Origin of the sequence: Marinomonas alcarazii, assembly GCF_003208215.1 — a bacterium.
Classification (GTDB): Bacteria; Pseudomonadota; Gammaproteobacteria; order Pseudomonadales; family Marinomonadaceae; genus Marinomonas; species Marinomonas alcarazii.
Genome location: NZ_QKLW01000002.1, coordinates 591667 through 603132 on the forward strand (window position 1 = coordinate 591667; position 11466 = coordinate 603132).

Annotated in this window: 7 protein-coding genes; 5 read left to right on the plus strand and 2 right to left on the minus strand. The window is 43.8% G+C overall.

Features of this window, described 5'->3' with window-relative positions:
* The first annotated feature begins 31 nt into the window (after positions 1 to 31).
* The 3 genes from DFP75_RS07640 to glgX are packed head-to-tail and all read left to right on the plus strand — an operon-like array spanning position 32 to position 7465.
* On the plus strand, positions 32 to 3157 hold the full coding sequence (locus tag DFP75_RS07640; RefSeq protein WP_110573891.1) for a phosphorylase b kinase regulatory subunit alpha/beta: 3126 nt from the start codon (positions 32 to 34) through the stop codon (positions 3155 to 3157).
* A gap of 26 nt (positions 3158 to 3183) precedes the next feature.
* Positions 3184 to 5379 (plus strand): 1,4-alpha-glucan branching protein GlgB, encoded by a 2196-nt coding sequence (glgB, locus tag DFP75_RS07645; protein ID WP_110573893.1) that lies wholly within the window; start codon positions 3184 to 3186, stop codon positions 5377 to 5379.
* Positions 5380 to 5425: 46 nt separating this feature from the next.
* Complete coding sequence (glgX, locus tag DFP75_RS07650) at positions 5426 to 7465, plus strand: glycogen debranching protein GlgX (protein WP_110573895.1); 2040 nt, start codon at positions 5426 to 5428, stop codon at positions 7463 to 7465.
* A 14-nt stretch (positions 7466 to 7479) separates the two neighbouring features.
* Here the strand turns inward: glgX and DFP75_RS07655 are convergent, their stop codons facing one another.
* Both DFP75_RS07655 and DFP75_RS18685 read right to left on the minus strand, forming a co-directional pair.
* Positions 7480 to 9051 carry a methyl-accepting chemotaxis protein gene (locus tag DFP75_RS07655; protein ID WP_110573897.1) on the minus strand — a complete coding sequence of 524 codons (1572 nt, stop codon included), beginning with the start codon at positions 9049 to 9051 and terminating at the stop codon, positions 7480 to 7482.
* A 27-nt stretch (positions 9052 to 9078) separates the two neighbouring features.
* A complete protein-coding gene (locus tag DFP75_RS18685; RefSeq protein WP_281270052.1) occupies positions 9079 to 9207 on the minus strand; it encodes a hypothetical protein in 129 nt (42 codons plus the stop codon).
* 143 nt (positions 9208 to 9350) lie between these two features.
* On the opposite strand from DFP75_RS18685, the gene DFP75_RS07660 reads away from it, so the two are divergent.
* On the plus strand, positions 9351 to 10001 hold the full coding sequence (locus DFP75_RS07660; RefSeq protein ID WP_110573899.1) for a 2OG-Fe dioxygenase family protein: 651 nt from the start codon (positions 9351 to 9353) through the stop codon (positions 9999 to 10001).
* 151 nt (positions 10002 to 10152) lie between these two features.
* Complete coding sequence (locus tag DFP75_RS07665) at positions 10153 to 11400, plus strand: response regulator (RefSeq protein ID WP_245927006.1); 1248 nt, start codon at positions 10153 to 10155, stop codon at positions 11398 to 11400.
* The last annotated feature ends 66 nt before the right edge of the window (positions 11401 to 11466 follow it).

The following is an 11466-nucleotide window of genomic DNA, read 5'->3' on the forward strand; positions in this document are numbered from 1 at the left end:
TCTTTAACGATACGTTTTTGAAGGATCGAACATGGCGTCTGACAACCAAGATAAGCTAGATTCTCTATATCAACATATTCAAGCGGTCATCTTATCCCGCCAGCATCCTGTCACAGGGCTCTTTCCAGCAAGTACTAGCATTAATAATCACGGCAACTATACCGATGCTTGGGTGCGAGATAACGTTTACAGCATTCAGGCAGTCTGGGCTTTACATCTAGCCTATAAACGCGCCTCTAACCCACATAAACGCGCGCATGAACTTGAATTTGCCTGTGTAAAAATGATGCGTGGCTTGCTATTCGCCATGATGCGTCAATCCCACAAAGTAGAGGCGTTCAAACACAGCCTTGATCCCAAAGATGCTTTACACGCCAAGTACGATACAAAAACAGGTTTAGAAGCCGTTGCAGACGATGCCTGGGGGCATTTGCAAATTGATGCCACCAGCTTTTATTTGCTGATGCTTGCCCAAATGACTAAAGCAGGCAGCAAACTTATCTTTTCACGCGATGAGTTTAATTTCATTCAAAACCTTATCTACTATATTTCCCGTACCTATCGAACCCCAGATTACGGCATTTGGGAGCGAGGAAATAAAGTAAACAACGGCAAAGCAGAAATAAACGCCAGCTCGGTTGGCATGGCAAAAGCCGCTATGGAAGCGATGGATGGATTGAATCTGTTTGGTAACGATGGTCCGGAATGGGCTGTGGTTCACTCTTTTGCCGATGCGGTTGCTCGAGCTGGCTCAGTACTCCAATCTCTATTACCAAAAGAGTCACGTTCTAAAGAAGTCGACAGCGCCATTCTCAGCATTATTGGCTTCCCCGCTTTTGCTGTAAACGATGAAAAACTCACCCGCCGCACACGCAAAGAAATCATTAATAAACTGGGTGGTGAATACGGTTGTAAACGCTTCTTGCTAGATGGGCACCAATCCGAATTGGAAGACCAAAGCCGTATTTATTATGAACACGATGAGCTGATTAATTTCGAGCATATCGAATCAGAATGGCCGCTATTCTTTACTTACCTTTATATTGACCGTTTGTTTGCCAGAGACTGGGAAAGCGCCAACTTCTACCGTCATAAGCTTGAGTCTCTCATGGTCGAAAAAGACGGCCAAATGCTGCTTCCTGAACTGTATTATGTACCACAAGAAAGTATTTTAGCGGAGAAAGAAAAACCGGGGTCACAAAAACGCTTACCCAATGACAACTTGCCCTTAGTATGGGCGCAAAGCCTGTTTCTAGTGGGTAAAATGCTTGATGAAGAGTTGATAACTACGGATGACCTAGACCCGCTTGGGCTTCATCGTATTCAATATCGCCCAAACAAAGTCACCACATCTATGGTGATATTGGCGCAAAATGACAAAGTAAAACAAAAGCTACTGAACGCGGGTTGTCTATGCCAAACACTGGAGGATATTGCCCCACTTAAAGCCATCAGTGCAGATCAGTTAGTTGAAACCTATCAACACCTTGGCGACTCTGAGGCGCTAGGTTTAACCGGTCGTCCCAATCGCGCATTAAATAGTTTGGCCACGTCTCAGGCATTTAATATCGATGGGGAAAGCTACTTATGTCTGTCTTGGATTCAGAACGAAGACAAAGACTACCGAAAAGTGGACCCAGCTCTTTTTCAAGCGCATATTCGTAACGAGCTTAAGATCATTGCCGAGCATTGGTATTACCAAGCCAATGCGGTTTTCAGCATACTCATAGACGAAGCTATGAGTGATATGCAAGGCAGCGATGAACTGTTTGAATTCATCCGTTTATTACAAAAACGAGAACATGAAGAGTTTCGTGTTATTCCGCAATCCGCTAAGAATGCGTTCAAGTCAGGCAACCGTCGATCCATTATTATTAATGCCACTAACCAGCAATCCTTATCTGCAAAATTGCCGGTTCATGGTTCGCCTTGGCCGTTATCAGACAAGCCCAAACCTTACGATGCCGCCGAAATAAAAACAGCCGAAACCAATACGCTATTGGCAAGATTGACTGACACTCCAAGTATGGCAGAGGCAATTGATTGTCTTATGGAATTGGGCGCTCGCAGGGCCTTGATGAATACCATACCTAATTCCAACCCTGCTGCTACCGCCTATAAAGTCTTAAATAGTGTTTATTTTCAAGCACTTCTTGCCGAAGACTGGCACTCAGCTCGACGCTTGTATTCTTTGGTTCTTAAACCTTCCACAGACTTGGCCACGTATATTGCGGATATTACCGTTCGACAGCGTTTACTGGTCATCGGAGAAACGCCTGAAACCGAGCTAGACATCAGTTCACCGCTGCATCAAGACGTTATTTTAGACATGCTAAAAAGCGTCTCATCGTCCCCTATTGGCTTAGTGATTTGTCATGAACTGGTGGCGATCGCTGGGACCTTAATTAAGGTTCATCCAGAGTTTTTCTCTGGTGTGCGCACAATCCGTATTCACAATTTAGCGATGCTTTGCGCTCGGCAATTTGACCCTGAAGACGACGCGCCTGTTTTTGACACTTTATCAAAGGTTTCCCCAAGCGAGCTTTACGAAGCCCTCAAACAAGTGTTACAACAAAAGCACGATGAATTCGCACATGTCGCCAATACCATGCGTTATCACAATACGACCGATGCGCAGAGTAAAATGAAAGATGTGGATTGGTTCGATTGGCGCTCAGAACAAGGCATGATTACCAAGTTACCAGAATCCATGCTGTTGCAACTCTGGGAAAGTTTAAGTAATGCCAATACGATCGTCTTTGGTGATGTGCAAAGTAACACCGCGCTAGACTGTAAACGCACTCTAAGCTCAATGACTCCCGGTGAAGACACCTTCGCCCTTTTAATAGAAACACTGACGTCCGATATTCATCCGAGCTGGTATAAGAGTCTTATTTTTGAAGGTCTGTATGCCTTCATACGATTCTGCCAGCAACATAAAAATTGTAAATTTGAGCAAGAAATAAACTTACCGGTTCTTGTTTCCCAAGCCGCTCTGGATCATGCCAAGCAACACCAAGCAGAACATCCAGAGGACAGCAGGGTCGAGGCGGCTCTAGATGAGTTCGCACAAATAACACCGAACAAAGTAAACCAATATTTGCGTTGGGCAGTGAGCAAGCTTCACAGTCATCAGCACCAACACTCATCGAGTTAATACGCTCACTCTTGCTGGAGAAGTGAATGGATCTAATCAAAAACGCCCTAACAAATGATGTACTGAACACTCGATGTTCAGACCCATTTGGCTGTTTGGGACTACAAGAGACGCCTTCTAAGAAAGGTTTATCGTTAATCGTCTGGCAGCCAGAAGCCGCCTCTATACGAGTATTGGCTATCGATTCAGACAAAGAGCTTGCCAAAATGAGCGAGACCGATAATCAAGGCCTCTTTCTGGCTGAATGGCCAAAAACCACCACACGCTTTCATTATCGTCTCGAAATCACCTACAAAGATGGCAGCGTATACACCCTCGTTGATCCTTATCAATTTCCTAACACCACCTTTGTAGACCCAGAACACCATCAAGCCAGCTTATACAAAAGCCAAGGTGCTATTCGTGCTGGCGCTAAAGTGAATGACCAAATTACTATCCAAGGAACACGGTTTGCCGTTTATGCTCCTGCAGCGCGCTCAGTCTCTGTGGTGGGGGACTTTAATGCTTGGGATGGTCGAATTCATCCAATGTCGAGTAATGGCGATGGTGTGTGGCGCTTATTTATTCCTGATGTGAACCATGGCGCTCGCTACAAATTCGAAATTCGCTCCAAAAACGGTGACGTTCTTCCTCATCGTAGTGACCCTTATGCACAACGTATCGAACAGTTTCCATCGTTTGCCAGCGTCACTTGCTTTGATGATAAGCACGTTTGGCAAGATCAAGCTTGGGTAAACCGTAAAATTGAAGACATTTACGAAAAACCCATGAGTATCTATGAGCTGCACATTGGTTCATGGCGTCGCAGTGGCGACAATCAGCCGCTGACGTATCTTGAAATCAAAGACCAACTGGTGCCTTATGTTAAAGAAATGGGCTATACCCATGTTGAGCTTTTACCGATTACTGAATACCCATTTGATGGTTCATGGGGCTATCAGCCCGTCGGTTTGTACGCGGTTACCTCTCGATTTGGTACACCTGAAGACTTTAAAGCCCTAGTCGATGCGCTGCACCAAGCCAATATCGGTGTGATTATGGACTGGGTTCCCGCTCATTTTCCTGCCGATAGCCACGGTTTGGCGAACTTTGATGGCTCCAAACAATACGAATACCCAGACCCTAAAAAAGGCTGGCACCCTGAATGGAACTCTTTAATTTACGATTTTGGCAAAGACCATGTAGTGAATTATCTCATCAGTAATGCCGTGTACTGGCTTGAGGAATTCCATATTGATGGCTTACGTGTCGATGCCGTTGCATCCATGCTTTATCTCGACTATTCCCGTGAAGACGGCGAATGGATTCCAAACAAAGACGGTGGTAACCACAATTACGAAGCCATTGATTTTTTACGCCGTTTAAATGAGACCGTGTATTTAAATCATCCTCGCTGCTTTACCGTAGCTGAAGAATCCACAGCGTTTCCGGGTGTCTCTAAGCCTACTTATATGAATGGATTAGGTTTTGGCTTTAAATGGAATATGGGCTGGATGAACGACTCTCTTACCTATATAAAAAGAGACCCAATTTATCGTCAACACCATCAAGGCGAGCTCAGCTTTAGTATGGTTTATGCCTACGATGAACAGTTTGTTTTGCCTATTTCTCACGATGAAGTCGTCCATGGTAAGGGGTCGATGATTGCAAAAATGCCCGGCGATGCTTGGCAAAAGTTCGCCAACTTGCGCGCTTTTTCGGCTTATATGTATTTTCACCCAGGCAAAAAGCTCAATTTTATGGGGAATGAATTCGCTCAAGGCCAAGAATGGAGCCATGAACGCTCTTTGGATTGGCACTTGTTGGATATTGATTTTCATAAAGCCCAACAAACCTTGTCGAAAGACTTGAACCACTTGTACCAAAATGAGCCAAGCCTACAGTACGATCACTCTCACCACGGTTTCGAGTGGATCAGCTACGACGACAGTGCCAACAGTATTTTAGCCTTTGCTCGTAAAGCAAAAGACAGTGAAGAGCATACTGTTGCTATCATTAACTTTACCCCGACCCCACATGGTAACTACCGTATTGGCGTTCCTAGAGCTGGTCGCTATCAAGTTATTATGGATACTGATGATACGCACTACACTGGCAGTGGTTATGCTCAAATTAAAGAGTACAACACCGAGTTTTCTGTTAGCCACGGTCGTGATCAAAGCATTGAGCTGCAAGTACCACCACTTTCTGGCGTACTGTTAAAATGGCTGGGCGAATCGTAAAAGCAACACCAAGCAACCGTAACCCAAATAGCATCTAGAGGTCTTCATGAACCCAGCGTACCAAGTTTCCAATGGCTCTTCTTTTCCTTTAGGTGCAAAGGTCACGGAGCATGGCGTTAATTTCGCTGTTGTGTCTGAAGATGCTCATCAACTGTATCTATGCTTATTTGACCCAGATGGCAAAGAACAAGAGCCAATACCATTTATCAATAAGCACAAAGGTATTTGGCACATGGAAGTGCTTGGCTTAAAGGAAGGTCAACAGTATGGGCTACGAGCCAAAGGTGACTTCAAACCAGAACAGCAGCTGCTATACAATGAACAAAAGCTACTGATTGATCCTTACGCAAAAGAGCTTAGCGCAAAGCTTATCTGGCACGAAGACCAAGCCGCGATCACCAAAGAGGGCCAAGTACATCAAAGCGATTCCGCCCATTGCGTACCTAAATCCATTGTACGAAATATCAAACCGCTGCCGGAGCGCCCTGCTCGCGTCAATGTCACCCCCTCTAGCCGCGCCTTGTATGAATTGCATGTCAAAGGATTCAGCAAAAACCTACCGATTGAAAGCGAACTACAAGGGACTTATTTAGGCGTTATCTCCTCGGCTGGTATCGAGCATTTAAAAAAGCTAAATATCACTACGATCCAGCTGATGCCATGCTTTAGCTTTATGTCAGAGCGTCATCTTCAGCAATTAGGGCTCAACAATTATTGGGGATATAACCCGATTAGCTTTTTTGCAGTGGAGCCCAGTTACGCAATAAAAGACCCTATTACTGAATTCCAACAAATGATAGACGGACTTAGACAAGCGGGTTTTGAAGTGATTTTAGACGTGGTTTACAACCACACAGCGGAAAGCGAACTTGACCAATCTAGCGTATGTTATCGCGGTTTAGACAATGCTCGGTATTATCGACATAAAGACGGGCAATATCTGAATTACACCGGCTGTGGCAATTGTGTTGATACTTATAACCCCACAAGCATCCGTTTGATTTGCGACAGTATGCGTTATTGGGTTGAGATAATGGGTGTGGATGGTTTCCGCTTTGATCTAGGCGTTGACCTGGGCCGAACTGACCATGAATTTTCAGCAAAAGCCCCCTTGCTGCAAGCCATTCTGCAAGACCCTGTTTTAAGCGAAACCTGCTTGGTAATGGAACCTTGGGATATTGGTCCAAATGGCTATCAAGTAGGGCAATTTCCACGAGGTTTTCTGGAATGTAACGATCAATATCGAGATACTGTTCGCCGTTTTTGGCGCGGTGACCGTGGCTCCGTTCCTGAATTCGCTACTCGCCTAATGGGATCAAGAGACTACTTTCACAAAGGCCAAAAAAGCGCGCTTAATTCGGTCAATTACATCACCTACCACGATGGCTATACAATGAAAGACTTAGTGTCTTATCATCACCGTCACAACCTCGCCAATATGGAAGAAAACCGGGATGGCCATGGCGATAATATTAGCCAGAACTTTGGCGCGGAAGGCGAAACAGATGATAAAGCGATTCAAGAAAAACGCCTAAATCAGCAGCTTTGCTATATGGCAACATTATTGTTGAGCCAAGGCACTCCGCATATTTTGGGTGGTGACGAGTTGTCTCATACGCAGCAAGGCAATAACAACGCTTACTGCCAAGATAACGAGATCACTTGGCAACATTGGCAGGACGCTAACAGCGAAATAACGGATGCTAGAAAAGCCATTCAAGACACCATATCAACCTTGATGACCTTGCGCAAAACCTACCCAATCTTGGCGGAAATACGCTTAGAAGACGACCCACTTTATCAGCATACATCAGCAGACAAGATTCACTGGCTCAACGAACACAGCGAAGCAATGTCGATCGAAAATTGGGCTGACGATCAACGTCGCTTTATTGCGCTCACACTCACGCCTTCTGATCACTCAAATACATTCTGGATCGTATTCTATAATGATGATTCACCGCTTAGCGTGCCATTCCCAGACGCAAACAGCGACCTAGAAGTGCTTTATCAGACACCGGGGTTATCCATCGCGAGCCACGAACTTCATTGCGCCTATCGCGGTGTATTTATCGGCCGATTTTAAAGAGCCTATAAGCCTCAAGGCTCAGGCTTAAATCCCATTCTAAAGCCACCCCAGTGTTTTCCATTTACAAAAATAGGCACAGATAGGTCGTGGAGGATTTCACCGGTATCGCGTTTATAGGTTTGCAGTAAGAAGCTGTCTGTATGAGCGCCACATCGACTACCAGTCGCATCATTAAAAATACGCTTAGAACGGTTATTCACTAAATCTTTTTCATAATCACCGGTTAATGGCTGATTAAATTTGTTGTTATGGGTCGGGAAGTAACCATTCACATCCACTGCCCCTGCAAACATGACTTGCTGATATTTTTCTAATAAGGCCTCTTGCACCGTAGGGAAAAACTGATCACTAAATGCATCATAAGGTGTACTGTACTTTTGTGGATTCGTATTACTAATAGGTTGATAATCTCTGGAAAACACAGCCTGCTGAGTCAATTCACCTTTTTCAATCGCCTCTTCAAATAGACAGCCAATGGCTTGCGCTGCGGCTTTGGCTTCATTAAGCAATGTGGAGAAAAACAAAGAATCATTTACTTTATCTAATTCCCGAAAAACGACTTCTGCACCATTACTTAGGCCTGCCGCTTCTTTAGTTAATTGATCACTGCGCACTGAAATATCATGCAAAGAGTGACTAATACGAGAAATAGACCCGTTGATCTGAGTACTCGCCGTCCCTAGTTCTTCACCTGCACTCTCCACTTCAGACAGTACTAAAGAAGCATGCTGCACCTCTTTTGTTAACGATATAAAACGCTGAGTTTCCCCTAAGAGCGTCGACGATAGCGATTCTGTTAGTTCTTTTAATGACGACATTTCAAGGTTTGTTCGTTGGCTATTTTGACGAACATCGGTCAATAACCGTGAAATCTGTTCTGAGGCATCGGCACTTTTCCCCGCTAATGATCGCACTTCATCAGCCACCACCGCAAAACCTCGGCCCTGCTCACCTGCACGTGCTGCCTCAATAGCCGCATTAAGTGCCAATAGATTGGTTTGTTCTGAAACGGCTTTTATCACAGCGGTGATACTGTCTATGTCATCAGCACTTTTTGTTAATAGAGCCAGCTGTTCACTGGCGGTTTGTACCTTTTCGGTCAGCTCATGTATTTGCTCGGCACTTTGCGACAGAGCATTTTGGGCAATATGGCTAGATTTAGCGGTTTCAGTCATGGTGACAGCCAGCTGGCCCAGACTGGTTGATAAGGTTAATCCCGTTTCTGAAAGGGTGACAACGGCTTGCGTGATCTGCTCGCTGTCATCACTAGTGAAGTGAATGTCTTTACTTAAAGTATCAACAAAGTAAGAAACTTCCGCGGCTCCCATCGCCATTTTAGAGGTTGCATGAGTCACTTTCTGACTCATCTCTGACAGTGCATTCTCCGATGTCTTGCCTTTTTCGTGCGATTCATTGGATCTGAGATGAGAGCGATTACGATCACTTACAAAATTCGGAATAAGTAAGCAGACGGATAAGATAATGCCAACTAAAGCAAAGTATTGCGGTATAGAGCCTTGCAAGAAACCAAAAACAAACAGAGCCAAAAGCCCTAATGCTCCACCAAATCGGAAATAAGCCATCATCATCCCTTATTTTAATTGTTATTTTTATTTTCTAGTGTTTAACGACAACAAAGTAAGGTCAATACAAAACGAGACCCATAAGACTAAAGTCGTATCCCCTAATACTGCAGAACCGTCTACCAGCAACCTTGGTGAAGCGGCTTTGACAGACATAAAGCATCCCTAACATTAATTTTTACATATCATTCCCAGCGTTTTTCTCACGTTAGGGCTACACTAAAAAAATCGCCCACAAAGCGAATAACAATAAATAACGTTGTGCACGATCTGCCGACGATTAGCATGAGGACTACCCCATGATGACGAATAAACTCATTACAAAGCCTTTTTATCTTGAACTTGGCCAACTTAGCCCTGAAAGCGTTAACCACCTAACTCCTTCCTTTGAACAGTTACCATCCAATCCATACGCTGATGGTAAGTTTCGCTTACGTCGCTATTCACGTTTTACGGTAGAACACGGTTCGCTACAGCGCCTTCCAGCAAAAGCGTTTGTACAAGATGAAAGCATTAATCATTTTCAAGGCAATGTTGTGCGTCAATATGAAGAAATAGATGACAAGACTGCATGCGACCCAGCATTTATTGAGTTATTTCACTATTTTCAACAAATGGCCAGTATGTCTGATGGTACGCCAATTGAGGTACACCAATTACGTGTTTTTGCCGACCATAAAAGTGCAGAAGTCGCCCCTGAAGGTATCCACCAAGATGGCTTCGATAGAATCGGTATTTACGTCATGCAGCGCCATAATATTGAAGGCGGTAATATCAATGTTCACCTAACAGAAAACAGTCCAGCATTAATGAGCCATAACTTTGATCATGGCGAATTTGTTGTCCTGAACGACCGTAAATTCTTCCATAGCGCACAAGCGATAAAGCCCATAAATGGCGAATTGGGGTACATGGATATTTTTGTTCTCACAGCAAATATATTGCATTAAATAATGAACAAGTTTAAGACCCTTAATTTTCCAACTTACTGAACTAAAAGTACTTTGTAGCTCCCATAAAACGTGATATAAAACGCCGCTTGTAACTTTTTGTAAATATTCACGTTGTTTTGTAAGCACTCAAACTAGGGAAAGTTAATCTGTGACAGGTACACCCACAAAAAATGCCAAAGCGGTCAAAGAAGATGTCAGCAAGAAGACCGTCTTAATTATTGAAGACATGAATGAAATGCGCCTAATGCTGAAATCTATGATGCTTTCTTTAGGCTATACAAACATAGAACTTGAAGCCTCTGGGCAAAGCGCGCTTAAACGCATGGAAGCGAAAAGCTTTGATATTATTCTTTCTGATTATAACCTTGGTGGCCAAATTAACGGTCAACAAGTGTTAGAAATATCTAGAAAAAACAACCTGCTCAGCCACTCCAATATTTTCATAATGATAACCGCAGACACAGGTTATGATAGCGTGGCGAGCGCCCTAGAACACAGACCTGACAGCTATATGGTGAAACCCTTCACGCCATCAACGTTGCATCGAAGACTAGACCGTATAAAGAAACAAAAGAGCATCTTTTCGTCTGTGTATGAAAGTCGAAACAACGACAATTATGAAAAGATGGAAAAAGAAGCCAAAAGCATCATGAACAAATATCCCCAATATCGCAATTTATGCCTAAAGGCTATTGGGGAATCGCTACTTTCTAGAGCAGACTATAAAGCAGCCAAAATACACTACATGGGAGTGCTCAAGGAGAACAAAGAGCTTTGTTGGGCGCACTTTGGTGTTGCTCAATGTGACTTAAGTTTACAGCAACCAATGTCTGCGATAGAGAACCTAGAAAAAGCCATTAATATTAGTCGTCACTTTCTACCCGCTTACGATAACCTTGCTGATGCCCATGAAGAATTAAGAGACTTCAAAGGGGCCCAGAAAGCCATGGCAAAAAGCCTAGAAGTATCACCTAGATCCCTGGCAAGAACCAAACGCCTTGGAAAGCTGAGCATTAAAATAAAAGACTGGAAAACGGCTGAGCAAGCTTATTCACGAGTCATTCGTTTAACAAGAAACACTCAGCATGAAAAAATAGAATACTATTATGAACATCTAAAATGCCTTATTGCGATCCAGGAAAATGACGCTCAAGATCCGCAAATTGCAGAGAAGCTAAAACGCTCTTTGACAAGGTTACGACAGTTAGGGAAAGACAACCCAACTGCCGTTACGAATTCTTTCCGTGTAGAAGTTCAGCAATACCTACACCGTTCGCGTCGAGAAGATGCTATTAAATCTTGGAAGCAATGGAAGCAACTCATCGCGTCAGGTAAAGCCTCATCAATCACACGAGAACAAGAACTAACCTTACAAAGAAAACTAGGCATCGCTTAATGTCCAAAAGAGATCAAAAAGGAACAAACACTTTTTGATCTCTATCGTTTTTCATATCAACAACCA

Bases quoted from the DNA above. Each gene is read 5' to 3' on its own strand.
- glgX (WP_110573895.1), top strand. From the start codon at position 5,426: ATGAACCCAGCGTACCAAGTTTCCAATGGCTCTTCTTTTCCTTTAGGT.
- glgB (WP_110573893.1), top strand. From the start codon at position 3,184: ATGGATCTAATCAAAAACGCCCTAACAAATGATGTACTGAACACTCGA.
- DFP75_RS07660 (WP_110573899.1), top strand. From the start codon at position 9,351: ATGATGACGAATAAACTCATTACAAAGCCTTTTTATCTTGAACTTGGC.
- DFP75_RS07640 (WP_110573891.1), top strand. From the start codon at position 32: ATGGCGTCTGACAACCAAGATAAGCTAGATTCTCTATATCAACATATT.
- DFP75_RS07655 (WP_110573897.1), bottom strand. From the start codon at position 9,051: ATGGCTTATTTCCGATTTGGTGGAGCATTAGGGCTTTTGGCTCTGTTT.
- DFP75_RS18685 (WP_281270052.1), bottom strand. From the start codon at position 9,207: ATGTCTGTCAAAGCCGCTTCACCAAGGTTGCTGGTAGACGGTTCTGCA.